The sequence below is a fragment of the Leucobacter aridicollis genome (assembly GCF_013409595.1).
GTDB lineage: Bacteria > Actinomycetota > Actinomycetes > Actinomycetales > Microbacteriaceae > Leucobacter > Leucobacter aridicollis.
This window is the reverse complement of sequence record NZ_JACCBD010000001.1, coordinates 3,376,269-3,403,248: the sequence shown is the minus strand read 5'-3', so window position 1 is coordinate 3,403,248 and position 26,980 is coordinate 3,376,269. Positions and strand designations below refer to the sequence as shown.

The 26,980-nt window shown below is 67.6% G+C and carries 21 protein-coding genes and 2 tRNA genes; 13 read left to right on the top strand and 10 right to left on the bottom strand.

Going from position 1 to position 26,980, the window contains the following annotated elements; all coding sequences use genetic code 11:
• Positions 1-186: 186 nt before the first annotated feature.
• A complete protein-coding gene (locus tag BJ960_RS15625) occupies positions 187-765 on the top strand; it encodes a thymidine kinase (protein ID WP_185987965.1) in 579 nt (192 codons plus the stop codon).
• Between the two features lie 91 nt (positions 766-856).
• Here the strand turns inward: BJ960_RS15625 and BJ960_RS15620 are convergent, their stop codons facing one another.
• From BJ960_RS15620 to BJ960_RS15610, 3 genes are all read right to left on the bottom strand, one after another.
• Positions 857-1,972 carry a type I restriction endonuclease gene (locus tag BJ960_RS15620; protein ID WP_185987964.1) on the bottom strand — a complete coding sequence of 372 codons (1,116 nt, stop codon included), beginning with the start codon at positions 1,970-1,972 and terminating at the stop codon, positions 857-859.
• 173 nt (positions 1,973-2,145) lie between these two features.
• A complete protein-coding gene (locus BJ960_RS15615) occupies positions 2,146-2,982 on the bottom strand; it encodes a class I SAM-dependent methyltransferase (protein WP_185987963.1) in 837 nt (278 codons plus the stop codon).
• Positions 2,979-3,563 (bottom strand): MarR family winged helix-turn-helix transcriptional regulator, encoded by a 585-nt coding sequence (locus tag BJ960_RS15610; protein WP_185987962.1) that lies wholly within the window; start codon positions 3,561-3,563, stop codon positions 2,979-2,981. Before BJ960_RS15610 ends, BJ960_RS15615 begins: the two co-directional genes overlap by 4 nt.
• A 128-nt stretch (positions 3,564-3,691) precedes the next feature.
• Here BJ960_RS15610 and BJ960_RS15605 point away from each other — a divergent pair, with 128 nt between their 5' ends.
• Positions 3,692-4,267 carry an NADPH-dependent F420 reductase gene (locus BJ960_RS15605; protein WP_185987961.1) on the top strand — a complete coding sequence of 192 codons (576 nt, stop codon included), beginning with the start codon at positions 3,692-3,694 and terminating at the stop codon, positions 4,265-4,267.
• A 115-nt stretch (positions 4,268-4,382) separates the two neighbouring features.
• Positions 4,383-5,309, top strand: a complete 927-nt coding sequence (locus tag BJ960_RS15600; RefSeq protein ID WP_185987960.1) for a VOC family protein — start codon at positions 4,383-4,385, stop codon at positions 5,307-5,309.
• Here the strand turns inward: BJ960_RS15600 and BJ960_RS15595 are convergent.
• Positions 5,306-6,259, bottom strand: coding sequence for an endo alpha-1,4 polygalactosaminidase (locus BJ960_RS15595; RefSeq protein WP_185987959.1), 954 nt, complete (start codon positions 6,257-6,259; stop codon positions 5,306-5,308). The two genes, BJ960_RS15600 and BJ960_RS15595, sit on opposite strands and share 4 nt — an antisense overlap.
• 230 nt (positions 6,260-6,489) lie before the next feature.
• Here BJ960_RS15595 and BJ960_RS15590 point away from each other — a divergent pair, with 230 nt between their 5' ends.
• Both BJ960_RS15590 and BJ960_RS15585 read left to right on the top strand, forming a co-directional pair.
• The gene (locus tag BJ960_RS15590) at positions 6,490-7,503 is read left to right on the top strand and encodes a DUF2804 domain-containing protein (RefSeq protein ID WP_185987958.1); all 1,014 of its coding nucleotides are present in this window, start codon (positions 6,490-6,492) and stop codon (positions 7,501-7,503) included.
• Between the two features lie 171 nt (positions 7,504-7,674).
• Positions 7,675-9,195 carry an APC family permease gene (locus BJ960_RS15585; protein ID WP_185987957.1) on the top strand — a complete coding sequence of 507 codons (1,521 nt, stop codon included), beginning with the start codon at positions 7,675-7,677 and terminating at the stop codon, positions 9,193-9,195.
• Positions 9,196-9,234: 39 nt separating this feature from the next.
• Here the strand turns inward: BJ960_RS15585 and BJ960_RS15580 are convergent, their stop codons facing one another.
• Positions 9,235-9,942 (bottom strand): DUF1361 domain-containing protein, encoded by a 708-nt coding sequence (locus BJ960_RS15580; RefSeq protein ID WP_185987956.1) that lies wholly within the window; start codon positions 9,940-9,942, stop codon positions 9,235-9,237.
• A gap of 50 nt (positions 9,943-9,992) precedes the next feature.
• On the opposite strand from BJ960_RS15580, the gene BJ960_RS15575 reads away from it, so the two are divergent.
• Genes BJ960_RS15575 through BJ960_RS15565 form a run of 3 tightly spaced genes read left to right on the top strand, consistent with a single transcriptional unit; the run spans position 9,993 to position 14,107 of the window.
• Positions 9,993-11,999: a bifunctional copper resistance protein CopD/cytochrome c oxidase assembly protein gene (locus tag BJ960_RS15575; protein ID WP_185987955.1), complete on the top strand. Its 2,007-nt coding sequence runs from the start codon at positions 9,993-9,995 to the stop codon at positions 11,997-11,999.
• A 27-nt stretch (positions 12,000-12,026) separates the two neighbouring features.
• The gene (locus BJ960_RS15570; protein WP_185987954.1) at positions 12,027-13,580 is read left to right on the top strand and encodes an aminotransferase class I/II-fold pyridoxal phosphate-dependent enzyme; all 1,554 of its coding nucleotides are present in this window, start codon (positions 12,027-12,029) and stop codon (positions 13,578-13,580) included.
• 47 nt (positions 13,581-13,627) lie between these two features.
• Entirely contained in the window at positions 13,628-14,107 is a 480-nt protein-coding gene (locus BJ960_RS15565; RefSeq protein WP_185987953.1) for an SRPBCC family protein, read from the top strand.
• Between the two features lie 171 nt (positions 14,108-14,278).
• Here the strand turns inward: BJ960_RS15565 and dcd are convergent, their stop codons facing one another.
• The gene (gene dcd / locus BJ960_RS15560; protein ID WP_119285494.1) at positions 14,279-14,884 is read right to left on the bottom strand and encodes a dCTP deaminase; all 606 of its coding nucleotides are present in this window, start codon (positions 14,882-14,884) and stop codon (positions 14,279-14,281) included.
• 218 nt (positions 14,885-15,102) lie between these two features.
• Entirely contained in the window at positions 15,103-15,765 is a 663-nt protein-coding gene (locus BJ960_RS15555; protein ID WP_185987952.1) for a TetR/AcrR family transcriptional regulator, read from the bottom strand.
• A 95-nt stretch (positions 15,766-15,860) separates the two neighbouring features.
• On the opposite strand from BJ960_RS15555, the gene BJ960_RS15550 reads away from it, so the two are divergent.
• A complete protein-coding gene (locus BJ960_RS15550) occupies positions 15,861-18,638 on the top strand; it encodes an MMPL family transporter (RefSeq protein ID WP_185987951.1) in 2,778 nt (925 codons plus the stop codon).
• Positions 18,635-20,704, top strand: a complete 2,070-nt coding sequence (locus tag BJ960_RS15545; RefSeq protein ID WP_185987950.1) for a YhgE/Pip domain-containing protein — start codon at positions 18,635-18,637, stop codon at positions 20,702-20,704. The genes BJ960_RS15550 and BJ960_RS15545 overlap by 4 nt, the downstream gene beginning before the upstream one ends.
• A 9-nt stretch (positions 20,705-20,713) precedes the next feature.
• Here the strand turns inward: BJ960_RS15545 and BJ960_RS15540 are convergent, their stop codons facing one another.
• The gene (locus tag BJ960_RS15540) at positions 20,714-21,253 is read right to left on the bottom strand and encodes a hypothetical protein (RefSeq protein ID WP_185987949.1); all 540 of its coding nucleotides are present in this window, start codon (positions 21,251-21,253) and stop codon (positions 20,714-20,716) included.
• 208 nt (positions 21,254-21,461) lie between these two features.
• On the opposite strand from BJ960_RS15540, the gene BJ960_RS15535 reads away from it, so the two are divergent.
• The 3 genes from BJ960_RS15535 to BJ960_RS15525 all read left to right on the top strand — a co-directional run bounded on the left by BJ960_RS15535 (position 21,462) and on the right by BJ960_RS15525 (position 24,883).
• Positions 21,462-21,533 (top strand) — tRNA-Thr (locus tag BJ960_RS15535).
• Between the two features lie 35 nt (positions 21,534-21,568).
• Positions 21,569-21,642, top strand: a tRNA-Met gene (locus tag BJ960_RS15530).
• An 802-nt stretch (positions 21,643-22,444) separates the two neighbouring features.
• Complete coding sequence (locus tag BJ960_RS15525) at positions 22,445-24,883, top strand: RCC1 domain-containing protein (protein WP_185987948.1); 2,439 nt, start codon at positions 22,445-22,447, stop codon at positions 24,881-24,883.
• A 516-nt stretch (positions 24,884-25,399) separates the two neighbouring features.
• Here the strand turns inward: BJ960_RS15525 and BJ960_RS15520 are convergent.
• Positions 25,400-25,939, bottom strand: coding sequence for a hypothetical protein (locus tag BJ960_RS15520; protein WP_185987947.1), 540 nt, complete (start codon positions 25,937-25,939; stop codon positions 25,400-25,402).
• Between the two features lie 29 nt (positions 25,940-25,968).
• The gene (locus BJ960_RS15515) at positions 25,969-26,916 is read right to left on the bottom strand and encodes a ribokinase (RefSeq protein WP_121075078.1); all 948 of its coding nucleotides are present in this window, start codon (positions 26,914-26,916) and stop codon (positions 25,969-25,971) included.
• Positions 26,917-26,980: the final 64 nt, after the last annotated feature.

Below are 26,980 nucleotides of genomic sequence, written 5' to 3'. Positions count from 1 at the left end.
AGAACACGGGTTCGTAAATTACATTTTTGTAATTCGAAACAGGTGTTCGTCTCGCTTTCACTTTCCATAGGCAGCTCCAAGCAACTCAAAGCGGCTGCGCAGGCGGCGTCCCGTGCACTGACGCGGGGCGCTGAAGTGAGCAGCGACGCGAGGCGAGCCGCTGCGACAACGCGGTAAAGTCGCTGCATGGCAAAACTGCATTTCCGCTACGCGGCGATGAACGCTGGGAAGAGCGTCGCCCTCCTGCAAGTGGGGCACAACTACGAGTCGCTCGGCAAGCAGATTCTGATCGTGAAGCCCGCCGTTGACTCCAAGGGGGGAGACCGCGTGATCTCGCGGCTCGGCGTCGAGCGCCCCGTCGACTTCCTCTGGGTTGATGGCGAATCCCTTCCCGCAGAGAAGGCGCGGCACGACGTGATCCTCGTTGACGAGGCACAGTTCCTGTCGAGCCGTCAGGTCAATGAGCTGCTCGATGTGGCGGTTCGCGTTGGCATCACGGTCATTGCCTACGGGCTGCGCACAGACTTCCGTGGCGACAACTTCCCCGGGGCCGCGCGCCTCTTGAGTGTGGCGCACGAGATCGAGGAGATCCGTACGCTGTGCCGGTGCGGCTCGAAGGCGACGATGAACCTGCGCAAGGTTTCGGGCATGCCCGTGTTCGATGGCGACCAGGTCGCGATCGACGATGGCTCGGTCGAATACGAGTCGGTCTGTGCAGCCTGCCACCAGCGCGAGCGCACCGCGGCCGGCGCACGCTGGGACTAGCGCCAGCGCGCGCCGAGCCGCTCCGTAAACCCTGTGGAATGCGCACCTGCGCTCTCGGGGCTCCTGCTAAGGCACCGACCCGACTCTGGTGCTACTTACCGCCCTCGTAGCCTTGGACGGTCCGTCTGAGATCGTCCGCAAAGCGGTAGATCTCGTCGAGTGACTCGATGGGTTGCCGTGTCTCATTCTTCTCGGCATCGAAGACGCCCAGGTATTTCTGGGAAGTGTTGAACCAAAGACGCGCAATGGGTTTTCGGTTGTTGTCATCGAGCAGGATCCCGAAGTAAGACTTGTTGTCGCGCTGGAAGATTCGCGAGGGAGCGACTTCACTGCAGACAATCGCGCGAACGATTTGATATCCCTCAATCTCTTCAAGTGTGGTTTCGATGCCTTCGCGAGCGTCGCTCGCGGCTTCTGCCGAAGCCTCCGCGACGTGTGCGCTCGCTTCGGGGGAGGACACCGATGCGTCGTCGAGCTGGAGAGGTTGGTTGCCCAGCGCGGCTTTGAGGCGGTCGTTGACGCGGTCATTGAGGAACTGCTTCATTGCCTTTTGTACTAGACCGGTGAACTGTTCGCGGACCTTTTGCGTGAACGAGCCTTCGTACACTCGAGCGGTGAGGAATTTGACCCAATCTGTGTCGGGGTCGGCGAACTGGGAGGAAAGGACGCGCTTAAACTCGCCAACATACTTCAGCTCCTCGGCCGCATTGATGATCGAGTCCAGATCAAATGCGTCCTTAGCGAGTTTGTTGATCTCTGGAAGCAGTGCGGAGTCGAAATCGGATACTTTAACGACGAGAAAGGGCTTCTCGTCCATCTTGTTGGGAGCGTCAAGGTCGGTGAAGAACTGGTACTCGTCGCCGTTCGTAAGCAAAGCAATGCGGGCAGTGGTGACGGCGAAGTAGCGGAACAATTGCGACGCGTGTTTGATGTTTAAGGGTGCGCCGACATGTTTGCACTCGATGAGGATCTGCACCTCACCATCTTTCACAATTGCGTAGTCGACCTTTTCTCCCTTCTTGGTACCCACATCGGCCGTGAACTCCGGAATGACCTCGTTCGGGTTGAAAACGTCGTAGCCAAGCACGAGAGAAATAAATGGCATTACGAATGCGTTCTTCGTAGCTTCCTCAGTCTCGATGCTTCCTCGCTGCTGCTCGAGCTTGGATGCAAGGCTGTTAAGGCGCTCTCGAATTTCGGTGGACATGCATACTCCTTTGTTGCACACTGAGATTGCCCCGATCCTACTGTGGTCAGCAGTGCTCTGGCGGATTCCTTGGAATCCGCGTGCAACCAGTCCCACGATCGATGCACTTCAGGGTGCGCACACCGCACGGAGCCCCAACGTCTCCACACGACGCCGGCAGGTGTCCTCTGCCGCTAGGCCGGCTTCACCGCGCGCAGCGTGTAGCTCAGCGGCACCACCCCGGCGCGGTCCGTCAGTCGCCACTCGCCGTCGTCTCCGAGCGTCATTTGGCCCGGCAGCGCCTCCCACGGCACGCTCTGGTGCTCGACGAGCGCCTCGACCCGCAGCCCGGTCTCGAGTAGCGCTGTGACGATCTCGCCGAGCGAGTGGTTCCACTCGTAGGTTTTCGTTGCGGTCAGTGCCGTCGGGGTGTCCACGTAGGTCTCGGCGTCGTCCCACTCGAGCGGTTCGACGTGCTCGAAGTAGGGGTAGCGCAGGGCGAGGTCGGTGGTGACTGACTCGTCCATCGCCCAGAGGATCGGGTGTGCCTCGCGGAGATGCAGCGTGCCGCCGGGCGCAAGCAGTCCGGCTACGACCTTGGCCCAGTCCTGGACGCGCGGCAGCCAGCAGAGCGCCCCGATTCCGGTGTAGACGAGGTCGAACGCCTCGGGAGGCAGCGCGTCGAGCGCGAGGTGGACGTCGGACTCCACGAACTCGACGGCGTCGCCAGCCTCGGAGGCGAGCTTGCGGGCCTCGGCGATTGACTCGCGCGAGAAGTCGAGGCCGGTGACGGTGGCGCCGAGGCGGGCGAGCGAGATCGTGTCGGTGCCGATGTGGCACTGCAGGTGCACGGCGGTGAGCCCCGCAATGTCGCCGAGGAGCGGGAGGTCGAAGGTGACGACGTCCGACAGTGCCGCGGGGTCGTTGAGGTACCTGGCGACGCCGTACCCCGAGCCGTCGCGGGCGGCGTGCAGGGGCGCGCGGTCGTCCCAGTTCGCTTGGTTCGCGGCGAGGTAGTCCGATGTGCTCATGCGCCTAGGTTCTCAGGAGCTGGGTCTGCGGCGCAGCTGGGCTCGCCGGTGGGCTCGGAAGCGGAGCCAGGGGCCGGGTCTGCGGCACACTCCTGTGTGGCTGTCGCGCCCGCCGCGCGCGGGTGGTCAGGATCGAGGCTCGTCAGCACGGCGAGCGTCAGGTCGGTGAGCTGCGCGACGCCGTCGCCAGGGAGCTGCGCGAGCCCGGCAAAGACGAGTTCGCGGACCGCGTCGTCGTAGAGCTCTCGCGAGCGCTGTTGGGTTGCGACCCCGGCTGCGGTGAGCACCGCGTTTGTCGCCCGCCCGTCTTCGGGGCACGGGGCGCGCTCGATGAGCCCGCGCTTTTCAAGGGAGGTCGCCACCCGCGAGATACGGGGGAGCGTGGCGTTGGTGGTTCGGGCGAGCTCGCTGAGCCGCATGCGCCGCGCTTCGCGTTCGACGAGCGCGGTGAGCAGGGTGTGCTCGAATGCGGTGACGCCCGCATCGCCCAGCCGTTTGTCGAGTGCCGTCGGGAGCAGCTCGAGCATCGCGTGCAGGCGCGCGACCGCAACGCGTTCGGGGTGCGAGAGGGAAGAGCTCATTTGTCCATTCTAGCAATTTAGTTGCACTTGCAAGTAAAACGGGCGTACCCTATGGTTGTAGCTACAACCAAATGGGAGCGGTTCAACCCCCGCCACCCCAAAGACACCTCACGATCAAGGAGCGCAGCATGACCACTTTCACAATCTTCGGCACGGGCAACATGGCAACCGCAATCGCGGGCGTGCTTACCTCGGGCGGCGCCACCGTCGCACACATCGGCTCCGCGGACACGGGGGCCAAGGTCCAGGGCGACGTCGTGATCCTCGCCGTCCCGTACCCGGCAATCGCCGACATCGTCGCGAGCCACGGCGACCAGCTCGCGGGCAAGGTCGTCGTGGACATCACCAACCCGTTGAACTTCGAGACCTTTGACGAGCTCGTCGTGCCAGCGGGCAGCTCGGCGGCGGCGGAATTGCAGCGCGCACTCCCTGCGGCGAAGGTGCTCAAGGCATTCAACACGAATTTCGCCGCCACCCTCGCGTCAGGCACGGTCGGCGAGACCCAGACCACGGTGCTTGTCGCGGGCGACGACGCGGAGGCGAAGGCCGCGCTTGCCGCAGCGGTCACCGCGGGAGGCCTCGCGGCCATTGACGCGGGCTCGCTGAAGCGCGCCCACGAACTCGAGGCGATCGGCTTCCTGCAGCTCACGCTCGCCGCTGGCGAGAAGATCTCGTGGGCCGGCGGCTTCGCCGTCAACAACTAACGTCGCACTCACCAACCCGCACTCACCAACCCGCACTCACCCACCCGCACAGTCACCCCGCGGCAACCGGGTGGGGAGGCGCGCCAAGTGCCGCCCCACCCAACGAAAGGCAATCATGGAACAGCACATCGCCCAGGTGCCCGAGCGCACCCTCTCGGCGGGACTCGCAATGGACGCGGTGAGCCTGCGCGTCGGCAATCTCGAGCTCATGAGCGACTACTACGAGCAGGCGCTCGCCCTCGTGCCGATCGAGGAGCGGGTGCTCGCCGGGCAGGTGCATCGCGTGCTCGGGCGCGGCGGCGCCCCGCTCGTCCGCCTGATCCACACGCCCGATCTGCCCGAGCTCAACCCGCGCGACGCTGGCCTGTTCCACACTGCCTTCCTGTTCGCGGACGCCGCGAGCCTCGCCGCGACGGTCTATCGGGCGGCCCAGGACCCGCGCAGCAGGTTCGCCGGATCAAGCGACCACCTTGTGAGCGAGGCGTTCTACTTCACCGACCCGGAGGGTAACGGCATCGAGCTCTACGTCGACAGGCCGCGCGAGGCGTGGCAGTACGACGGCGACGAGATCCGCATGGACACCTTGTTTCTCGACCCCAACGCCTACCTGCGCGAGCACCTCGACGAGGGCGTGCTTGCGGACGCGGCGCTCCAGGTGGGCAGCGTCGGTCACGTGCACCTGCAGGTCGGCAACGTCGCGCGGGCGCGGGAGTTCTACGTCGACGCGCTCGGATTCGAGGCTACGGCGACGGGCATCCCGACGGCGCTGTTTGCCTCAGCGGGCGGCTATCACCACCATGTCGCGATGAACGTCTGGAACAGCCAGGGGGCCGGGCTGCGCGCCGCGCGTCTCGGGCTCGCCGACGTCGCGATCACGCTGCCTGGCAGGGAGGACCTTGACGCGCTCACCGCTCGCCTGCGCGACCGCGGGCTCGCGTTCCAGGACACCGGCCGCGCTGTCGTGGTGGCGGACCCGTGGGGCACGCAGGTGACCCTCGCGCTGCCTGGGGCGAGCGCCGAGGATCTCCTCACCGCCAGCTAGGGTGCAGGATCGCCTGGCGGGCAGAGCTCGAACGCGTAGCCGTCGTCGCCGGGCGAGCCGAGCGGCTTGTCTCGCAGCACCATCGACGCCGGCGCCGCGGGGTCGGCGCACATCTCGGCAAACGGCCGGGGCAGCGCGTCGGTGTATTCGATAGCGATCACGCGGTCATCGTAGACGTCGGTGTAGGCGTCGCACTCGTTGAATACGCTGCACTCTTCCGTGATGGCGAAGTCGAAGCCGGCGCGCTCGCGCAGAGCGGCGGCATCGTCGGGGGCGTTCTTCTGTCCAGCGGCGAGTCCGTGCTCGTGGGCGGTCTCGACGAGCGCGGACGCGAGCGCGAGGTTGTCTTCGAAGGTGAGCGCGCCGCCTGAGCGTGTGTACGAGTCGAGGTTGTCGAATTCGACGGCGTCGAAGCCGGCGCTCGCGCAGCCCGCGATCCAGTCGCTGACGCGCGCGAGAATCTCCTCGCGCGCCCCGTGTGTGGACGTGTCGAGCAGCACCTCGTCGGGCCAGTCAGGATCGATGAACACCCCGCCCGCGGCATCCCGCAACAGGGTGCTGGCCGGCCAGAGCTCAAGCTCTCCCGGCTGCGTCTGAAACCCATTGACGTAACAAATCGAGTACGTGCCGGCCGCGGGCTCCGCGCCCCGGTCGCGCGCGACGATTCCGACCCCGGGCGCAGGATCGTACGCCCCGCCGAGTTGGTAGTCCGGGGAGGCGCCCGCGGGTGGGAGCGTGATCGCCGCCTCGCTGGATAGGGAGGGGCTGGGCGTGGAGCCCCGCGGATCCTGATCGGGTGCCGCGCACCCCGCGAGGCTCGCCGTCGCCGCGATGACGCCGACGGCCACGGGGAGTGCGAGACGGCCGGTTCGCCGGGAGGCCGCGAGTGCACCGCGGTCGTGAAGAGCGGTCGGGTGGCCCGCCGGTGTTCCCGTGCGCGCGAACCTCATGTCATTCCTCCCCCGGGCGCGCGTTGCGCTCGCCGCAGCTCCAAGTATTTCGGATGCGGCTGCGTGTGCGGGTACGTGCTGCCGGGTGGCGCCGGTCCGGTGAGGCCGTCCCCTCATCGGAGGGGCGGCGGCGGAGGTTTAGCGGGACTAGACTCGCTCCATGAACGACGACGAAGCCTTGCCTCGCTGGGGCGAGCTGGCAGCGGCGTCACAGGCGGGGGATACACGGAATGCACGAGCACGGGGCGATAACTGAGCCCGCGATCCAGGCGCCGGTGGCGCTCGTCGCGCCGGACGGCACACTCAACCGCGCAGCCGTCGGTTGGGCGACCCAGCCCATCATCGACACGAGTGGTCTCGGCGCTGGCCGCGGCCGAAACAAGCGCTGGGAATACTGGAATATCGTCACCCCAACGCACATTCTTGCGGCGACGGTATCGGCAATCGACTACGCCTGCGTCCCCGAGGTGTGGGTGCTCGACCGCGAGACGGGCGAGGAGTGGGGCAAAGCCGGGGCGGTGATCCCGCCGCGCGGCGCCGTACTCGCTCCGAGCCTCGAGCGGGGATCGTCGAGCATGCGCTCCGATGGCCTGTCGATCGACATCGACGAGGTTCCCGGCGGGACGCGCATCCGGGCCGAGATTGCCGGGGCCTCGTTTGACGTCGTCGCCGTGCTGCCAGAGGGGCACGAGCGGCTCGCCCTCGTTGTCCCGTGGAGCGACACGCGCTTTCAGTACACCGTGAAGGACGTCGCCAGGCCCGCGACGGGCACGCTGCGGATCGGTTCGGACGAGTTCCAGCTCCCCGCAGGGGACAGCTGGGCGGTGCTCGACCACGGGCGCGGCCGCTGGCCGTATAGCATCGCCTGGAACTGGGGCGCCGGCTCGGGCCGGGCGTGCGGCAGGGTCATCGGGGTGCAGGTTGGCGCGCGCTGGACCGCCGGCACCGGAGTGTCGGAGAACGCGTTCTTCGTCGACGGCGTGATGCACAAGATCCACGGCGAGACGTCCTGGGACTACGACTCACACAACTGGCGGCGCCCCTGGCGCGTGCGCGGCGGCGGGTTCGACGCGGTCTTCACACCTTTTCACGTGAAACACAGCCAGACGAACTTCGGGGTGCTTGCCGGCCGGACGGACCAGTGCTTCGGCGAGTGGGCCGGCACCTTCCGCACCGCGACCGGCGAAGAGATCTGCTTCGAGGGGATCACCGGCTGGGCCGAGGACGTTCGCAACCGCTGGTAGCGCCGCCGAGCCCGCACCACACTTTCGCGGGATCCGCAGCGTCCACTTTGCCCAGCCGCCGCGTCGAGCACCGGGCGAAGTTGCGGCAGCGCCCCCGCTGCCGGGGGTCTACGCTGCTCTCAGGGCTCGGAGAGCTCGGATCAACGAAGATCAGAAAGGCAAGGCATCGCTATGTCTGCAACCCCACCGGAGGCGCGGCTCGCCGACGACGAGCACCTCTCAGTGCTCGGCTACGAGGGCAAATTTGACCGCTCCATGAGCCTCTGGGCGAACTTCGCCCTCGGCTTCACGTACCTCTCGCCGCTCGTCGGCGTCTACTCGCTGCTCGCGCTGGCGCTCTCGACGGGCGGACCGCCCTCGATCTGGTGGATCGTCATCGTCGCCTGCGGCCAGCTGCTCGTCTCCCTCGTGTTCGGCGAGGTCGTCTCGCAGTACCCGATCCACGGCGGCGTCTACCCGTGGGCGCGCCGGCTGTGGGGTCGGCGCTACGCGTGGATGGCTGCCTGGGTGTACATCTGGGCGATGATCGTGACGATCACCTCGGTCGCCGAGTTCGGGGCCGGGTTCATCACGAGTTTGTTCGGCATCGAGCTCACCCCCGAGACGACCCTCTTCACTGGCCTCGGCCTCCTGCTGTTCGCGCTCGCCATCAACTTCTCGGGCACAAAGTGGCTCGCGCGCATCGCGCGGATCGGCCTCGCCGCCGAGCTCGTCGGCGTGATCGGCCTGGGCCTCTACCTGCTCCTGTTCCAGCGCAAGCACGAGTTCTCGGTGTTCTTCGACACCATGGGCACCGAGGGCGACGGCTCGTACCTGCCGGTCTTCCTCGCGTCGGCGCTCGCCGGCCTGTTCCTGTTCTACGGGTTCGAAGCCTGCGGCGACGTTGCCGAGGAAGTCGAGGATCCCGCGCGGCGCATTCCCCGGGCGATGATGATGACGATCCTCGTCGGCGCGGTCTCCGCGCTGTTCTCGTTCGCCGGATACGTCCTCGCCGCCCCCGACCTCGAGGGCATCGTGTCCGGCGAAATCGCAGACCCAATCCCCGCGATCCTCGAGTCGACGCTCGGCACCGTCGGCGCGAAGGTCTTCCTGGTCGTGACTGTGCTCGCCTTCGTCTCGTGCGTGCTCAGCCTGCAGGCCGCGGCATCGCGGCTGCTGTACTCGTTCGCCCGCGACGGCATGCTCCCCGGCCACACCTGGCTGTCGAAGGTGTCCGAGCGCAGCAAGGTGCCGACGAACGCGCTCATCGTCGCGTGCACTGTCCCCGCGCTCATCTGCGTGCTCATCTACTTCAATGACGGCCTGCTCGTGCCGGTCACCTCGTTCGCGATTCTCGGCATCTACGTCGCGTTCCAGATGGTCGTGCTCGCGGCCCTGCGACAGCGCTTCAAAGGCTGGAAACCCGCCGGGCCGTTCAGCCTCGGCGGCCTCGGCGTCGTCGTGAACGTGGCCGCGCTCGCGTACGGCGTGTTCGCGATCATCCTGCTCGCGAAGCCCGACTCGGGCGGCACGTTCTTCCAGAACTACGTCGTGCTCATCGGCCTCGCCGTGGTGCTCGTGTCTGGCCTGCTCTACCTGTTCATTGCACGCCCGGATCGCAAGTCGACCGCCCCCGAGGGAGACGCTCGCGAGGTCGCGGCGGAGATCCGCCGCCGCACGGGCCGCGTCGAGGTGCAGGCTCCGCGCCGTTAGTCGCAGCAGTCCGGGAGCGCTCGAGCTCGCCCGCCGAAGCTACTGGCGGGCGAGCTCGAGCTCGTAGAGCCCCACGACGATTGGCGTCACGATCGTGAGGTACAGGATCCCGATGAAGAGGGCGTAGGTGAGCGTGAAGCCGAAGCAGGCGAGCGCGTTGCCGCGTTGCTTGAAGTGAGTGACGACCTTCTCGAGGAGCGCTGTCGGGTGCCGCACGTCCCAGCTGTTCAGGCGGAGGTAGCGCCCGAGGTACATGCCGAGGCCGACGAGCAGCAGCACGACCGCGAGCGCGATCATCGCACGCGGCCGAAAGAACGACACGGCCCGATCGTCGAACATCACCACCGAGTAGAGCAGCTGCGCGACGAAGACGTTGACGATCGTGTTGATCACCCCACTCATCGCGAGTGAGATCACGAGAATGATGTCGTACCAGAGCGGAACCGGGTCGTCGTCGGAGCGGTGCGACTGGTTGAGCTCGGTGATGAGGTAGCTCGCGTTGGGCAGCATGAGCAGCCAGGCCACGCCGAGCACCGTGACGATCGCGAACGCGAGCACCCGGTTGACGGGCAGCAGCCCCACGAGCGCCACAAACGCGAGCGCGAGCAGCAGGATCGGCAGCACCGAGAGCATGATGTTCCAGAGCATCGGCCGGTATAGCCGGGTGCGGTAGACGGCGGCGCGCAGGATCACGAGGGTCGCGGCGTAGACGTTCAGGATCGCGGCGCCGATGAAAAGGAACAGCATGCCCTCAGCTTAGGTGCGGGCAGTCAGGTCTGCCCGCGTAGGCTAGGGGGGTGCCCCGTTTCATTCGCGTGATTGCCCCTGCCGTGCTCCTGGCGGCGACGTTCGCCGCCCTCTTCTGGGGGCTGTCGATTGGCGGGGCTGCGAACGAGCGCGACCTCGCAGACCCGGGAGCGCTCGTGCGCTACGGCGTGCCGATCCTGCGCACCCTCGTGAACGTCTCGGTCGCGGGCCTCGTCGGTTCGCTGGTGATGGCGGTCTGGGCGTTCGCGGTCGACAAGCCCGAGTACCGGATCGCGATGGACGTCGCGGCTGGCGCCGCAGCGGTGCTCACGGTCGCCTCGGGCGCGACCCTCATCCTCACCTACTCCGACATCACGACGATGCCGTTCTCGGGCTCCGCCGCGTTCGGCGCGGGCCTCGCCCAGTTCGTCACCGAGGTCGAGATCGGCCAGCTCTGGCTCTGGGAGCTACTCATCGCGGCGCTCGTGACGGTGTTCGCCTTCGCGGTGCGCGGCCGGCGAATGACCCTGCTCGTGCTCGTGCTCGGCCTGCTCACCACGCTGCCGCTCGCGCAGCAGGGCCACGCCGCCGGCGCCTCCGGGCACAGTCAGGCCGTGAACTCGCTGCTCGTCCACCTCGTCGGCGCCGCCGTGTGGCTCGGCGGACTGCTCGTGCTCATCTTCGTCGCGAAGTCCGTGAATCGCGAACGCCTCGCGATCCTCGTCTCGCGCTACTCGTCGATCGCGCTGCTCGCCTTCATCGCAGTGAGCGCGTCCGGCGTGGTGAGCGCGTGGCTGCGCATCGGCGACCTCGACGCGCTCTTCGGCACCGGCTACGGCCAGCTCATCATCCTGAAGACAGTCTCGCTCGTCGCGCTTGGCGCGTTCGGCGCCCTCCACCGGCAACGACTCATCCCGCGCATCGAGCAGAGCGACCGCGGCATGCGGGTGTTCGCCTGGTTCGTCGTCGCCGAGCTGGCGGTCATGGGCCTCGCGAGCGGCATCGCCGGCGCGCTCGGCCGTACCGCGACCCCCGTGCCGCTCGAGCCTGCCGGCGAGGCCGTGGGGGCGTCTCCTGCCGAGATCCTGACGGGCGACCCGCTGCCGCCCGAGCTCACCCCGATGAGCTACCTCACCGAGTGGAAGTTCGACCTCGCCTGGGGCCTCGTCGCCTTCTTCGGCATCGCGTTCTACATCGCCGGCGTGCTTCGCCTGCGCCGCCGCGGCGACAGCTGGCCGATCGGCCGCACGATCGCGTGGACGGCAGGGATGCTGTTCCTGTTCTACGCGACGAACGGCGCCTTCAACGCGTACGAGCAGTACCTCTTCAGCGTCCACATGCTCGGGCACATGATGTTCACGATGCTCATTCCGCTCGTGCTCGTGCTCGGCGCGCCCGTCACGCTCGCGCTGCGCGCAACCGACAAGCGCACGGACGGCTCGTGGGGCACCCGCGAGTGGATCATGTGGGGGCTGCAGACGCCGTGGTCGAAGATCGTCACGAACCCTGTCGTCGCCGCCGCGATCTTCGTCGGGTCGCTGTGGGTGTTCTACTTCTCGCCGATTCTCAGGTGGGCAATGGCCGAGCACCTCGGCCACCAGTGGATGATCATTCACTTCCTCATCTCCGGCTACCTCTTCAGCCTGACGATGATCGGGGTCGACCCGATCCCGAACCGCGCACCGTACCCGATCCGGCTCGTAATCCTGTTCGCGACGATGGCGTCGCACGCATTCTTCGGCGTCACCATGATGACTGGCGACTCGCTGTTCGTCGCCGACTGGTTCGGCTCGATGGGCCGCACCTGGGGCGCGACCCCACTCGAGGACCAGGCGACAGGCGGCGGCATCGCGTGGGGCATCGGCGAGCTGCCGACGCTCGCGCTCGCGCTCGTCGTCGCCGTGCAGTGGTCGCGCAGCGACACGAAGGAACAGAAGCGCAAGGACCGCGCCGAGGAGCGCTCCGGTGACTCCGAACTCGAGGCCTACAACGCGATGCTCGCGGCCCAGGCCGAGCGCGACACGGCCCGCGCGGCGCGCAGCGAATCGCGGCGATAACCACCAACGAACGGGGCAGGGCAAGCAATGAGGCAGGCGCAGGATCCACGGCGCGACCACGGTCGCGCGCCATACGCAGAGGCGCTGGAGCGCCACGCCGATCAGGATCCGCTGATGTTCATGGTGCCCGGCCACGCGGCGACAGCGGCCGGAATGTCCGGCGATCTCGCCGAGTTTGCCGGTGAGCTGGCGCTGCGCCACGACATCCCGCAGCTTGTCGACGGGATCGACGCGGGCGACGACAGCCCGCTGGACCAGGCGCTCGCCCTCGCGGCCGACGCGTGGGGCGCCAGGCGGGCCTGGTTCCTCGCGAACGGCTCCTCGCAGGGCAACCGGATGGCGGTCATCGGCGTCGGCGCCGCCGGCAGTGAGGCCGGAGCGGACGTGGGCGTCATCGTCGCCCAGCGCAGCGCCCACTCGAGCTTCCTCGACGGGCTCGTCGTCACCGGGCTCGGACCGGAGTGGGTGTTCCCCGAGTTCGACGCGACGCACGGCATCAATCATGGGCTCACCCCCGCGCTCCTCGACGAGGCGTTCGGTCGCGCGGCCGGGCGCGGGGACCGCCCGCGGGCCGCGTATGTGATCTCACCAAGCTACTTCGGTGCGGTCTCGGACATTGCGGGGCTCGCAGGCGTCGCGCACGCGCACGGGGTGCCGCTCATCGTCGACGCGGCCTGGGGCGCCCACTTCGGATTCCATCCCGAACTCCCAGACTTCCCGACGGCGCTTGGGGCGGACATCGTTGTCACGAGCACGCACAAGATGGGTGGCAGCCTCGGCCAATCGGCGATGCTGCTACTCGCCGACGGACCCTTCGCCGACGCGCTCGAACCCGCGCTCGAGCGGGCCTTCACCCTCACGCAGACGACGAGCGCGAGCTCCCTGCTGCTCGGCTCCCTCGACATCGCCAGGCGCAGCCTTGTGCGCGAAACCGACCGCATCGGCGACAGTGTCGTGCTCGCGGAGCGGCTGCGGATGCTCCTGCGCACCGATGACCGCTTCACGCTCGTGAGCGACGAGTTCGGCGACTACTCAAGCGTGCGGCGCGCGGACCCGCTTCGGGTCTCGATCGGGCTGTCGCGCACGGAGGTCACCGGCTACGAGATGCGCGCCGAGCTCGCGCGGGACCACGGGATCCTGCTCGAGATCGCGACGTCGGCGGCCGTCGTGGCGTTCCTTGGGCCGGGGAAGGAACTCGACGTCGACAGGCTCTTCCGCGCGATGGTTGCCGTGCTCGACCGTGCGGCAGCCGGCGAGGACCGGGACGCCGGGACCCCAGCCGGCGCACCGCCGGCGGTGCCCACGCTCCCGGCCCCGGGCACGCGGGTGATGACGCCCCGCGCCGCCTACTTTGCGGGCACCGAGGTCGTGGACTGGTCGGCGGCGATTGGTCGCGTGTCCGCGGACGCGCTCGCGGCGTACCCGCCCGGTGTCCCGAACATTGTGCCAGGCGAACAGATCACGCGGGAGGCGCTCGACTTTCTCCGAGCTGTGGCGGCGTCGCCGATCGGATACGTGCGGGGCGCCGTTGACTCCCGCGTGACGAAGCTGAGGGTGGTTGCCGGGCCCGGCCCACAGTAGTGTCGTAACCCAGGGGCGCAAGCCTGACTTCTCGGAGAGGGGCCACCATGACCGGAGTTACCCAGACTGGCATCGTCATCGATCGCGCGACGACCGCGTCGCCCGAGGCCGTGTTTGCCGCGCTGAGCGAGGCCGAGTCGTTCGCGAGCTGGTTCGGCGGCACCGACGTTGACGTGCCGGCAGACAGGCTCGAGTTCAGCGCGATCGAGGGCGGCAGGTGGCGTGCGACGATGGTGCTGCCCGACGGCAACACGATCGACTGGCAGGGCGGGTTCGCCAGGGTCGAGCCGCCGATGCACTTCGATTTCACGCTCACGGACGTGCCTGGTGAGGACGCGCCGGAGGTGCTCGTCACCGTGGCGGTCGTCCCCGCCGATGGCGGTGCCGCCCTGCGGATGACGCAGGACACGCCTGACTTCCCGCACGAGCAGAAGGCGGCGACGCTCGAGGGGTGGCAGGTCTTCCTCGACGAGGTGCTCCGGATCGCCGAGGCTCGCAGCGGCGAGCGGGCCGACGGCGCCGAGTAGGCCTCACTGCGGCGCCCCGGCGGTCTTCGGCGCTATCGTCTGGGATCGACTGTTTGTATGCCTCAGGCCGTAGGGTGAGGCATACAAACTGCGGATCCCAGGGGGATTGAACGAGCCCCGGCTTGGCGTCTTGAGCGAGCCCCGAAGCGAGCCCCGGAGCGAGCCCCGAAGCTATGCCCCGCGGGCACCCTCGTCTGTGCCGGTGACGTCTGCGCGGTGGAAGTTCATGTGCGAGCGTGACGCCGTGGGGCCGCGCTGACCGAGGTACCGCGAGAACGTCGCGCCCGCGCCGTAGGGGCGTTCTGCGGGAGACGACAGCCTGAAAAAGCAGAGCTGGCCGATCTTCATGCCGGGCCAGAGGCGGATCGGCAGCGTCGAGACGTTCGAGAGCTCAAGCGTGATGTGCCCCTCGAACCCGGGGTCGATGAAGCCCGCGGTCGAGTGGGTGAGTAGGCCGAGCCTGCCGAGGGAGCTCTTGCCTTCAAGGCGCGCGGCGATGTCGTCGGGGAGTCCGACGAGCTCATACGTCGAGCCGAGCACGAACTCGCCGGGGTGCAGGATGAAGCCCTCCTCGGGGTCCACCTCGACCATTCGGGTGAGCTCAGGCTGATCTTCTGCTGGGTCGATGAGCGCGTATTTGTGGTTGTCGAAGAGGCGCACGAAGCGGTCGAACCTTACGTCGACGCTCGACGGCTGGACCATCGAGGGCTCGCTCGGTGAGAGCTTGATGCGGCCTGCGCCGAGTTCGGCATTGATATCGCGGTCTGAAAGCAGCACGAATTCATCCTACCCGCAGGTGCAGGCGAGAGCCCCAACACATGTACTTCGCACAAGCACATCCTTTTCAGCCCAAACAAGATGTGGGCGGAAGAGAAAGGGGTGTTGGGTCGGGGCCACCGCAAGGAAGGCCCGAGCCGGGGCCAGGGCAAGGAAGGCCCGAGGCGGAACCAGGGAAGGCGCCAGGGCCAGGGCAGCGGACCAGGAAGATCCGGCGCCTACACCGGCTCGGTGATCGTGAACAACAGTTCCGCGAACCTGTCGCCGAGCTCGTTCACGCCCTCGGGGGCGTCGAACCCGCTGAGCGCGCTCACGCGCACCGCCCGCTCGTAGCCGCCCGCGAGGATCGTGAGCGCCCGGTCGACGGGGATGATGAAGCGGCGGCCCGCGGCGTGCACGATGCTCTCGACGACGTTGCTGAGCTCCGAGCGGAACTGGAGGTTGAAGTCGACGTGCTGCACCTCGCCCTCGGGGTGGCGCAGCGCGAGCAGCAGGAACTCGGTTTCGAGCGTGAACCAGCTCGTCTCGTTGCCGCTCGGGGAGAGAAACGTGGTCACATAGCCGGCCGCGTCCTCGCGGGTCGGGGGCTCGGGGCTCTGGCGCAGGCATTCAGTGAGCTCGGCTGCGCGGACGCGGATCTGGTCTGCCCGCTGCTCGTATTCGCGCTCGAGCAGCGCGAGGAACAGTTCTTCCTTCGAGGAGAAGTTCGAGTAGAACGCGCCACGCGTAAAGTCGGCGCGTGCGCAGATGCGCTCGACGGAGGCGCCCTGAATGCCGAACTCGGCAAATACCTCGGCCGCGGCGTCGAGGAGTCTCGTGCGGGTCTCGCGGCGGCGCGCGCTCACGTAGTCGGCATCCACCGCGGGGTGCGGGTCGGACATATCGCCTCCTCACAGTTTTCGGACAGGCTCAACGAATACAGTACTGTATCGAACTGGATACACTCCTGTATCCATCGCTGCACCGAGGGGATCTCATGTCTTCCGCACTCTATGCCCTCGGGCGCTGGGCCGCTCAGGCGAAGTGGTTCGTGCTGACGATATGGCTCGTGCTGCTCGCGCTGCTCGCGACCGGCGCGCTCACGCTCGGCAAGGGAGCAAACGCGCCGATCTCGATCCCCGGCACCGAGGCGCAGGACGCGATCACCTCGCTCTCGCACACGTTCCCAGAGGTGAGCGGTACGAGCGCGACGATCATCGTCGTCGCCCCGACGAGCGGCGACCTCGAGACCGACCGCTACCGCGACGCCGTCCTCGACGTGGCGGGCGACCTCGAGCCGCTGCCGGGAGTCTCAGGCGTGCTCACGCCGTTCGGCACGGGAGAGGCTGCCGCCGCGAACACCGAGATCTCGCCCGACGGCCGCGCCCTCCTCATGCGCGTGCAGGTCGAGGGCGAGATGACCGGGGTCGCAGACGCGACCGTCGACGGGATTGCCGCCGCGACCGACAACCTCAGAGAGCAGCTCCCCGCCGACGCAGAGGTGGCGTACGGCGGCGAGATGTTCTCTGCCGCCGTGCCTGGGCTGAGCCCCACCGAGGCCATCGGCGTGGTGATCGCGTTTGTCGTGCTGATCCTCACCCTGGGGTCGCTCATCGCGGCCGGCATGCCGCTCCTCATCGCGATGATCGGCGTCGGCGTCTCAATCGCGGGGCTGTTCTTCGTGACGGCGTTCGTCGACCTCACCTCCACGACGCCGATGCTCGCGCTCATGCTCGGGCTCGCCGTCGGCATCGACTACACCCTGTTCATCGTGAGCCGGCATCAGGAGCAGCTCCGGGCCGGCCTGGGCGTGCGCGAGTCGATCGCGCGGGCCACGGCGACGTCGGGGTCGGCGGTCGTGTTCGCTGGCCTCACTGTCATCATCGCGCTCGTCGGCCTCGCCGTTGCGCGCATCCCGTTCCTGACCGCGCTCGGCGTCGCGGCCGCGGCGGCGGTCGCGGTCGCGGTGCTCATCGCGATCACGCTCACGCCCGCGGTGCTGTCGATGGCGGGGATCAGGATCCTCCCCCGCAAACACCGCCCGACGGCAGCGGCGGGTGACGACGGCGAGGGATCCGGATCCGAGCCGATCGTCCCCGAGCAGACCCGCGCCGACAGGTTCTTCGCGCGCTGGGTGCGCGGCGCGACGAAGCGACCGGTCGTCACGATTCTCGCCGTGCTCATCGCGCTCGGCGTCGCGTCGATCCCGGCGCTTCAGTTGCGTCTCGCGCTGCCCGACGCGACCTCGCTCGAGGTCGACGATCCTGCGCGCGTCACCCACGAGCTCACGGGTGAGCACTTCGGCGAGGGCTTCAACGCGCCCCTGCTGCTCACCGGCTCGATCATTTCGAGCACGGATCCGCTTGGGCTCATGGACGACCTGAAGCGTGAGGTCGAGCGGGTCCCCGGCGTCGCCGATGTGCCACTCGCGACGCCGAACCCCGGCGCCGACACGGGCATCATCCAGGTCATCCCGGAGGAGGGCGCGCACGCCGCGAGCACGACCGAACTCGTGAAGGAGCTGCGCAGCCACCACGACGAATGGGAAGACACGTACGGCGTGAGCCTCGCGGTGACGGGCTTCACAGCGGTGGGTATCGACGTCTCCGCGCAGCTCATGACCGCGTTGCTGCCATTCGGCATCTTCGTCGTCGGGCTCTCGCTCGTGCTGCTCGCGATGGTGTTCCGCTCGGTGTGGGTGCCCATCAAAGCGACGCTCGGGTACCTGCTGTCCGTTGGCGTCGCGTTCGGCGCGGTCGTTGCCGTGTTCCAGTGGGGCTGGCTCTCCGACATCCTGAACGTCAGCTCGACCGGGCCGGTGCTGAGCTTCATGCCCATCATCCTCATGGGAGTGCTCTTCGGCCTCGCGATGGACTACGAGGTGTTCCTCGTCGCCCGCATGCGCGAGGAATACGTGCACGGCGGAGACGCCCAGCGCGCCATTCAGCGCGGCTTCGTCGGCTCGGCGAAGGTCGTGACCGCGGCGGCGCTCATCATGATCGCCGTGTTTGCCGCGTTCGTGCCCGCGGGGGATCCGAGCATCAAGGTGATCGCGCTCGGCCTCGCGGTCGGCGTGTTCGTCGACGCGTTCATCGTGCGCATGACACTCGTGCCCGCGGTGCTCGCGCTGCTCGGCGAGCGCGCCTGGAAGATGCCGCGCTGGCTCGCGAAGGTGCTCCCATCCTTCGACGTTGAGGGCGAGGGGCTCGCCCGTGAGATCGCGCACGCCGACTGGCCCGCCGACCGGCCCGATGCGCGCGTCGCCTCGGAGCGGCTCACCCTGCGAAGCCGCGGCGGAAACGTTCCCGCGCGCGACCTGCGCGTCGGCGAAGGCGAGACGCTCGTGCTTGACCCGCGAGACCCGGCGAGCTTCCCGCTCGCGCAGGCGCTGAGCGGCCGGGGGAGGATCGTCGCCGGCACGCTGAAGGTCGACGGTCTGCTGCTGCCCGAGCGCGCGAGCTCGCTGCGCGCACGCTCGGCCTGGGCCGACGCTGCCACGCTCAGGCAGGCCCTGCGAGACTCCCCGACACTCGTCGTGCTCGACCTCCGCGACGCCGAGCTGGCGCCACTGTCGCCGGCTGCCGTCGCGGACGCGCGCTCGGCGCTCGCCGCCTGGCACGTCGACCGGGGTCGCGTCAGTGCGCCGCCGATCCTCGTCGTGTTGGGCAGTCAGGCCGTCGCCGAGCTCCTCCTCCCCGACGGGAACACGGCCGTCTCCTTCACCGCACCGCACCACGAACGCCTCGACCGCACCGAACTGGAGGGCGCACGATGACCCCCGCACTCACCCCGCTGCGCGGCAAGCGCATCAGCATGACGACGCTGCTCGGGCTGCTGCTGGTGCCGCTCACCGTCGCTGGGCTGTTCCTCTGGGGACTGTGGAACCCGAGCGAGCGCCTCGAGACCGTGACGGCCGCCGTCGTGAATGCCGACGAGCCCGTCGAGGTCGAGGGGCAGCTCGTGCCGCTCGGGCGCGTGCTCGCAGCCGAGCTCATCGCGGGCGGCGACGCGGCCGACGACGATGCCGATGCCTCGAACGCCGCCGACGAGCCGCGCCAGAACTTCACCTGGGTGCTCACCGACGCGGAGGACGCTGCGGCCGGCCTGAAAGACGGTCGGTTCGCGACGAGCATCACGATTCCGAAGGACTTCTCGGCAGCGGCCACGTCGCTCTCGGACGGCCCCGACGGCGCGCGCACGGCGACGATCGAGATCGCCGAGAGCACGCAGGGCCGGCTGCTCGACACTGCGCTGTCTGGGATCGTGACGCAGACCGCGACGCGGGTGCTCAACCAGCAGCTCGGCGAACAGTTCGTCGGCAACGTGTTCGTCGGCATGAGTTCCCTCCACGACGGGGTCAGCGAGGCGGCCGATGGCGCGACCAAGCTCGCCGATGGTGGAAAGCAGCTTGCCGACGGTACGACCGAGCTCGCCGAGGGCACCACCGGGCTCGCCGCCGGCGCGCAGGAGCTCTCGGGCGGTGCCGAGCAGCTCGCCGGCGGCGCCTCACAGCTCGCCGCTGGAACCCAGGAGCTCGCCGCGGGCGCAACCGGGCTTGAGGGCGCCGCGACCGGCCTCGCAGGTGGGGCGGCAGAGCTCGCCCAGGGGACACGCGACTCGGCGACCGGCGGCGCCCAGCTCGCCTCAGGGGTTGAGCAGTACACGGGGCTCGTGAACAGCGTGCTCGAGCCCATCATCGCCGGCGCAGGCCAGGCGCTCGAGCCCCTGCAGCAGCTCCGGGCCACGATTGAGGCGCTCCCCGACGAGCTCTTCCCGCCCGAGTACCCGAAGGCGGACCTGCTCGCGACGGTCGACCAGGCCATCGCCGAGGTGACGGCCGCGGCAAGCGGCAGCACCGAGTCGCAGCTCGTGCAGCTGCGCAACGCGGGTGCCGACCTCGCGACCGGCGCCCGGGCTTCGGCGAACGGGCAGGCGGAGCTCGCGACCGGCGCCGAGAACTTCGCTGCTGGCGTCGGCGAGTTCGCCGGCGGAATGTCGGCATTCTCCGGCGGCGTCTCTCAGCTCGCCGGTCAGGCCCCCGCACTCGCGGACGGCGCGAACCAGCTCGCCGGCGGCGTCTCGCAGGTCGCGGCGGGCGCCGGCGAACTCGCCGACGGCGCGGGCAAGCTCGCCGAGGGTGCCGGCGAGGCTGCGACGGGCTCGGAGACGCTCGCGTCGGGCTTGGACGAGGCCGCGTCGCAGATCCCGAACTACACCGAGGACGAGCGCAAGGTGATGGCCGAGACCGCCGTCGAGTCGGTGAAGTCCGAGGGCGGCAGCGACGAGCTGTTCAACTCCTCAGGCGTGCCGCTCTTCGCCGGGATCGCGCTCTGGGCGGGCGCGCTCGCCGCGTTCCTCGTGCTGTCACCGCTCTGGTCGCGCACCCGCGAGGCCGCCAAGGGCGTCTTCGCGATCACGATGCGCAGCGCCCTGCCTGCGGTGCTCCTCGGCGCCGCACAGGGCGCGATTGCCGGCGTCGTGTTGCCGCTCGCACTGCGCTACAGCTTCGGCCAGGGGCTCGGCTTCTTCGGCCTCGCCGTCCTCGCCGGGATCGCGTTCTCGCTCATCGTGCAGGGCCTCTCCGCCAGGTTCGGCGGATTTGGCAGGTTCGTCGCGTTCGCGCTCCTCGTCGTCGCGTTCACCGTCGGGATCGTCTCGACCGTGCCGGGGCTGCTCTCCGCCGTCGGTGACGCGAGCCCGATCGGCGCGGCCTTCACCGGCTTCCAGGCGCTCGCCGCAGGGGTGAGCGGGGTCGGGGGAGCCGCGGCGCTGCTGGCGCTGTGGGGCGCGGCAGGCGTCGCACTCACGGCCTGGGCGGTGGCTCGGGAGCGGCGGGCGTAGCGGGGAGCGTCAGCGCTGGCGTGCGTGCGGTTCCTCGCCCGCGCGCGCTTCGCGCGCTTCGTGCACGAGCGGGTGCGGCACCATGCCGTCCTCGCCGTATGCCGCGTCGAGCAGCTCGTCCTCTTCCGGCCGAGGATCCTTGCCGTTGGCGATCGCAATGCCAAGCGTGAAGAACGCGAGTGCGAATGCGATGATGCCGAGCGGGTTGCATAGCGCGATCGACATCTCCGCCGAGAACTGCGAACCGGCGGCGTGACTGACGATCGAGACGAGTTCGCCGCCAACGTTGTCGGGCACAGTAAACCCGAAGCCGATCGCACAAACCCATGACAGGACCAGCGTCACCCACACGGAGCGGCCCAGGCGCCGCCCGCGCCGCTCGGTGACGGCCATGCGGTGCGCGACCCAGGCCAGCAGCACGGCGTAGGTGAGGCCGATCGCGGGGACGTACCACCAGGTGAGGCTGCCGCCGATGCCGAAGAACCAGCGACCCGCGGACATCCATACCGCGAGCACCAAGCCAATGACGGCGACGAACACACTCTTCACGCTGACTCCCATCGAAACACGTGCGCTGTGCGGGCCCGCGAATGCGACCGCAGTTCGCCGTAACTGTACCAAGCCGGGCGCCGCGAAACCGTGGAGATCGCCCCTGCTGTGACCCTGCTCGCGCGGCACGCCCGGGCGATGCTCGACGAATTCGCATTCACCCCCGCGAGGTGGTACGCTCTAACGGTTGTCACGTTCGCGTGGCTACGCCCTGATAGCTCAGCGGTAGAGCACTTCCATGGTAAGGAAGGGGTCCCGGGTTCAAGTCCCGGTCGGGGCTCTGACTCTCTGGCTCGCATTCGTGCGGGCCAGTTTGGCTGAGTAGCTCAGCTGGTTAGAGCGCACGACTCATAATCGTGAGGTCGCGGGATCGAGCCCCGCCTCAGCTACAGAGAGTCACGACAAAACCCCCGGTTCTGCCGGGGGTTTTGTTGTTCTCGGGCGGCAAGGGTGGCGCCGAAGAAGCTTCTGATCTGTCGGTGCGTGGAATGACTCCAGCGTACCTATCCGGGTGTGATGAAGGTGGGGCGCCGCTGCCCCGCACCGCGACCCTGATGGCGCAAGGGAGCATGTGAGGCCACGGCCTCCGGTGGGTGTCATGTCATCTCCACCTCCGGCGAGTCGCTTCCGGCCGTACTGAAGTAGGCCAACACGGCCAGGGCCGCCCCAACGGTCAATCGGACCCTCTAGACGCCGTCGCACCTCACGCATCAGGCGCGCTCGTACGCCGGAGCGACTCAATCTGCGGTGGTTGGCAGATGACGCCGGTGATTCCAGCAGGCCGCGTAAAGCAATGAAGCGAGTGCCGAGACACGCAAGTGTCCTGTTCGCGTATATGACGGATGTCAACCCTGCGATTCAGGCCGTGCGTCAGTGAAATTTCGAAGCGGCACTACGCAAATGCGGTAGGTGTGAGGTGTAGGCCCCTAGTCGCCAACTGATCGCTCGCGCATACTAAAGCCACAGGGTATGAACCTCGACTGGGCCTAAAACTGACGCATTTCGAACGCTCCAGGGAAAAGGTGAGGGGACTTTCTAACCAGAGGGATGGAGAACAACAGTATGAACCGGTGGGCGAAACACGGGCTGGGCTTGATAGCAGCGGGCCTCGGATTGGCGTTGGGGGCGGGGCCTGCAGTAGCGGCACCACTCGTAGCGCCGGACAACGGGCCGATGGCGGGAGGCACCACTGTGAGCCTTCCTGCGCTTCCAGAGATTCCGGTGACGTTCACGTCGAGCGCTACTGGGACGAATCACTCCTTGGCGTTAGGCTCCAGCGGCCACACATACGCCTGGGGGTTCAACGGCGCTGGGCAGTTGGGCATCGACTCCACGAGCAACGCGCTGATTCCGAGCCTGGTGAAGGCGCCCGACGGCGTGAGGTTCGTCTCTGTCGCTGCCGGAGATAGCCACTCATTGGCGCTTGGGACCGATGACAACGCATACGCCTGGGGATACAACGGCGTTGGGCAGTTGGGTATTGATTCCACAACTGATGCGCTCGTTCCGACCTTGGTCCCCGCGCCCGATGGGGTGAAGTTTGGCTCGATGGCTGCCGGCGCATTCCATTCGCTAGCTATAGGTAGCGATGGCAACACGTATGCCTGGGGGTACAACATCTACGGGCAGCTCGGTGTTGGGTCCACAACCGATGCGCATGTTCCGAACGTGGTACGTGCGCCAGCGGGGGTGGAGTTCACCTCGGTCGCGGCTGGACTTAACCATTCGTTGGCGATCGGTTCAGACGGTAACACTTACGCCTGGGGCAACAACGTCCAGGGCCAGCTGGGGAACAGCACGACTTCAAACTCCAATGTGCCAACAGTTGTGAGCATGCCGGCAGGGGTGTCGTTCACGTCGGTGGCGGCCGGCCAATACCATTCGTTGGCGATCGGTTCTGATGGCAACACGTACGCCTGGGGGCGCAACTCCGACGGGCAGCTCGGCAACAGCTCTACGCGGAATTCGAGTGTGCCGGTCTTGGTACGTGTGCCTGCTGGTGTGAGTTTCACATCGGTGGTCGGCGGGGATAATCATTCGTTGGCCGTGGCGTCTGATGGAAGCGCCTATGGGTGGGGCAATAACGGCTATGGGCAGTTAGGCAATGACTCCATGAGAAACGCGTTCGTCCCCACGATGGTGAAGGCGCCGAGCGATGTGACGTTTGAAGCTGTGGCAGCTGGGCGCTTTCGTTCGGTGGCAGCTGGAGCCGATGGCAACGCTCTTGCCTGGGGGCACAACGAGGCGGGTCAGCTGGGTAATGGTTCCATCGAGCACAAGCTCGTTCCCACGCCTGTGACCATGCCAAAGGCAGAGACGGAGCTGGCGCGGGTTCTGTTCGGAGGTATCCCTGCGCCGGAGGCTGAGGTGCGCAAGGACGGGACGATTCGCGCTGTGACCCCTGAGAGCGGTGTGTGCGGACCGGTCGACGTGACGGTTGAGTGGATCGCGAACGGACGTGATCAAGACCCCGTCGTCTACCAAGACGGATTCACTTTTACGGGCGAGTACAAGTTGAGTGCGCCGGAAGATCAGACCGTGAAGGTGGGCACCAATGCGGTGTTCACAACTGGGTGGACCGCGTGTGACGGTGGCGAAATCGTCTGGGAGATTTCTCTTGACGGAGGTAAGACCTGGCAGGACGCGTCCACCCATTCCGGAGTGACGGTCTCGGATAAGGGACTGACAGCCACCGTGACGGCGACCGCCGAGTATCACGGCGCGCTAGTTCGCGCGACGGGAAAGACGAACGAAGACGCTGACGTCGTGAGCGACGCTGCGGAGTTAACCCTCGCGCCCGTGACCGTCAGTTTTGAGCCGAACGGCGGTAGCGCTGTTGACGGGGCAACGGTGCCATTTGGTGAGGCTGTGGCGGCTCCGGTGGATCCGGTGCGTGATGGGTTCACGTTTGCTGGCTGGTTTGTGGATGCTGCTGGGACGGTTCGGTATGACTTTGCTGCTCCGGTGGTTGAGGATGTGATGTTGTATGCGGGGTGGACGGAGATCGTTGTTGAGCCGCATACGGTGACGTTTGATTCTGCTGGTGGTAGTGCTGTTGATCCGGTGACGGTTCCTGATGGTGAGGCTGTGGCGGCTCCGGTGGATCCGGTGCGTGATGGGTTCACGTTTGCTGGCTGGTTTGTGGATGCTGCTGGGACGGTTCGGTATGACTTTGCTGCTCCGGTGGTTGAGGATGTGATGTTGTATGCGGGGTGGACGGAGATCGTTGTTGAGCCGCATACGGTGACGTTTGATTCTGCTGGTGGTAGTGCTGTTGATCCGGTGACGGTTCCTGATGGTGAGGCTGTGGCGGCTCCGGTGGATCCGGTGCGTGATGGGTTCACGTTTGCTGGCTGGTTTGTGGATGCTGCTGGGACGGTTCGGTATGACTTTGCTGCTCCGGTGGTTGAGGATGTGACGTTGTATGCGGGGTGGACGGAGATTGCGACCGGAATGCCCCCGACTGTTCCGCCGGCGTCGTCACCTGGTACGAAGCCGGGTGGTGGCAGTGGACTTCCTGATACCGGTGGTTCTGATGCGTGGGGAGCTACGGCGCTGGGTCTGGCGGCGCTAGGGGCAGGCGCCTTCGTGCTTGCGCTGCGGCGACGCCGCCTGGGGGCGCGTGACTAGTCGGTTCGTCAACGCTGAAGTCGCGTGAGGTGCCCCGGGGCCACGGCCCCGGGGCACCTTGGTGTCCGTTTACGGTGCGACAGGCTCCGGAGGCGCAATCGTCGTGTCGAGAAGGCTGAACAGCAATTTCAGGACTGTGAGCGAACTGGGCCACCTCGAAGCCTGTCAAATGGTCTGCAGGAGCAGCCCTCAACCGCGATCGGGCGGCCCAGAAGGGGTCTGTCCGAATGTGATGGCGGGCACTGGTCTACATTCCTGTCGGACTGCCTGAACGCTCTCTCGCTGAGTCGAGAAGAGATTGGCGCACTCGAAACACCGCTCCATTAACAATGAATTGAAGCACCTCGAGTGTGTTCTGCGGTTCATCCTTCGGCGCGATAGAGGTGGCAGCCTTCGCCCACAGACAGAACCTTTGCTGCCAGAAGACCCGAAAGTGCCACAGCAACGCCGCGAACACCGCGGACGCAGGGCTCGTGACAACCGGGGCCATAGCGAGTCGTCGCCGCGCGCGAACCCTTACCCCAGTGTCCCGGAGGCGACAAAGAGCGCGGCGAGAAAGCCACTCCAAGCCATCGAAGCGACCGGCAGGTATCGCCGTCCGGGCCGGCGCTTCAAAAGGATGGTGTCGACGGTCGGCGCAATGAGTGGCAGATACATGAACGCCCAGATCATCGGTACGGCCGGAAACCACGACAGTGGAACCGCATCGCCGCCAGGGAGGCCGGGGAAGATGCGCTGCTGCGCAAGCAAGGCCCACACCCAAGCGACAGCTCCGAGCACGCAGCCGAAGGAAAGTGCCGCTCGCATGAGAATGAGCGCGACTGCTGACTGTTTGGTGGGGTCGCCGAACACTCGAGCGAACACCCAGGTAAGAAGCGCGGTGCCGCAGGCCGCGAGGACGATTGTGCTCCCGAGCGTTGGCATGAGCACGGAATAGTACTGTCCGCCTCCCGCGATGCCTGAGAGCTCAAGGAGTGTCGTGACCGGGGAGCAGGCGATGAGCGCCACCCCGAGAACCCCGGCAACCTGGAGCAGGCGCGTCGACGGCCTCGGCATGACGCGCCCCCTCTCGTTAAGAAGAGACCCTACCCGCGCGCAGCCAAGAACGCCGCGAGCTCCTCGGGCGTGGGGTACGACGCCTGGGCGCCGGCCCGGGTCGCCGCGAAGCTGCCGACGGTCGCCGCGTAGCCCGCCGCGACCGCGAGGTGGTCGCCCGCCGCGAGGCGGAGCGCGAGCGAGCCCATGAACGCGTCGCCGCAGCCCGTCGTATCGACGGCGGTGACCTTCGGCGATGCCACGGCAACCGCGTCGGCGCCGTCGCGCGTCGCGCCATCGAACACGATGCTGCCCGCGGCGCCCGCGGTCACGACGGCGCGAGGGATACCGCGCTCGGTGAGCGCAGCGCGCGTGTACTTGCCGCCCTCGGCGAGCACCTGCTCGGGCGTGAGGCCCAGCAGGTCGGCCGCCTCGTGCTCGTTGATGAGCAGGATGTTCGTGAGGCTGAGCAGCTCGTCTGGCACGGGGCCGTAGGGGGAGAGGTTCAGGAGCACGCGGGCGCCGGCGGCGCGGGCCCGACGGGCGGCCTCGAGCACCACGTCGAGCTCGACCTCGAGGCTCAGGCAGAGGATCGCGGCGCGCTCGAACAGCTCTGCCGCGGCATCGAGTTCGGCGATCCCGAGCTTGCCGTTCGCACCAGGCGAGACGATGATCGTGTTCTCGCCCGCCCCGTCGACGGTGATCACGGCGGTGCCCGTGGCGACGCCGTCGAGCGAGGCGACGTGCGCGGTGTCGACGCCTGAGGCCTCGACCGAGTCGCGCAGCAGCGCGCCGTTCGCGTCGGCGCCAAGCGCGCCCACCATCGCGACGTTGCCCCCGAGGCGGCCGGCGGCGACGGCCTGGTTCGCGCCCTTACCGCCGGGGATGACGAGCAGCTCCGAGCCGCTGAGCGTCTCGCCGGGCTGCGGGAAGCGCGTCGTCTGCACCACCAGGTCGGCATTCAACGAACCAACTACAAGAATGAGGCCGTCGGTCATGGTGAGGTCCTTTCTCGACCCGTGCCGTCGCGCTCGCGCGGGCGGGTGATGCAGCGGGCGGGTC

Excerpts from the sequence above, each read along its gene's own strand:
- BJ960_RS15625 (WP_185987965.1), top strand. The coding sequence starts at position 187 with ATGGCAAAACTGCATTTCCGCTACGCGGCGATGAACGCTGGGAAGAGC.
- BJ960_RS15555 (WP_185987952.1), bottom strand. The coding sequence starts at position 15,765 with ATGTCCGACCCGCACCCCGCGGTGGATGCCGACTACGTGAGCGCGCGC.
- BJ960_RS15590 (WP_185987958.1), top strand. The coding sequence starts at position 6,490 with ATGCACGAGCACGGGGCGATAACTGAGCCCGCGATCCAGGCGCCGGTG.
- BJ960_RS15580 (WP_185987956.1), bottom strand. The coding sequence starts at position 9,942 with ATGCTGTTCCTTTTCATCGGCGCCGCGATCCTGAACGTCTACGCCGCG.
- BJ960_RS15570 (WP_185987954.1), top strand. The coding sequence starts at position 12,027 with ATGAGGCAGGCGCAGGATCCACGGCGCGACCACGGTCGCGCGCCATAC.
- BJ960_RS15550 (WP_185987951.1), top strand. The coding sequence starts at position 15,861 with ATGTCTTCCGCACTCTATGCCCTCGGGCGCTGGGCCGCTCAGGCGAAG.
- BJ960_RS15620 (WP_185987964.1), bottom strand. The coding sequence starts at position 1,972 with ATGTCCACCGAAATTCGAGAGCGCCTTAACAGCCTTGCATCCAAGCTC.
- BJ960_RS15520 (WP_185987947.1), bottom strand. The coding sequence starts at position 25,939 with ATGCCGAGGCCGTCGACGCGCCTGCTCCAGGTTGCCGGGGTTCTCGGG.
- BJ960_RS15615 (WP_185987963.1), bottom strand. The coding sequence starts at position 2,982 with ATGAGCACATCGGACTACCTCGCCGCGAACCAAGCGAACTGGGACGAC.
- BJ960_RS15515 (WP_121075078.1), bottom strand. The coding sequence starts at position 26,916 with ATGACCGACGGCCTCATTCTTGTAGTTGGTTCGTTGAATGCCGACCTG.
- BJ960_RS15600 (WP_185987960.1), top strand. The coding sequence starts at position 4,383 with ATGGAACAGCACATCGCCCAGGTGCCCGAGCGCACCCTCTCGGCGGGA.
- BJ960_RS15585 (WP_185987957.1), top strand. The coding sequence starts at position 7,675 with ATGTCTGCAACCCCACCGGAGGCGCGGCTCGCCGACGACGAGCACCTC.
- BJ960_RS15610 (WP_185987962.1), bottom strand. The coding sequence starts at position 3,563 with ATGAGCTCTTCCCTCTCGCACCCCGAACGCGTTGCGGTCGCGCGCCTG.
- BJ960_RS15545 (WP_185987950.1), top strand. The coding sequence starts at position 18,635 with ATGACCCCCGCACTCACCCCGCTGCGCGGCAAGCGCATCAGCATGACG.
- BJ960_RS15595 (WP_185987959.1), bottom strand. The coding sequence starts at position 6,259 with ATGAGGTTCGCGCGCACGGGAACACCGGCGGGCCACCCGACCGCTCTT.
- BJ960_RS15565 (WP_185987953.1), top strand. The coding sequence starts at position 13,628 with ATGACCGGAGTTACCCAGACTGGCATCGTCATCGATCGCGCGACGACC.
- BJ960_RS15605 (WP_185987961.1), top strand. The coding sequence starts at position 3,692 with ATGACCACTTTCACAATCTTCGGCACGGGCAACATGGCAACCGCAATC.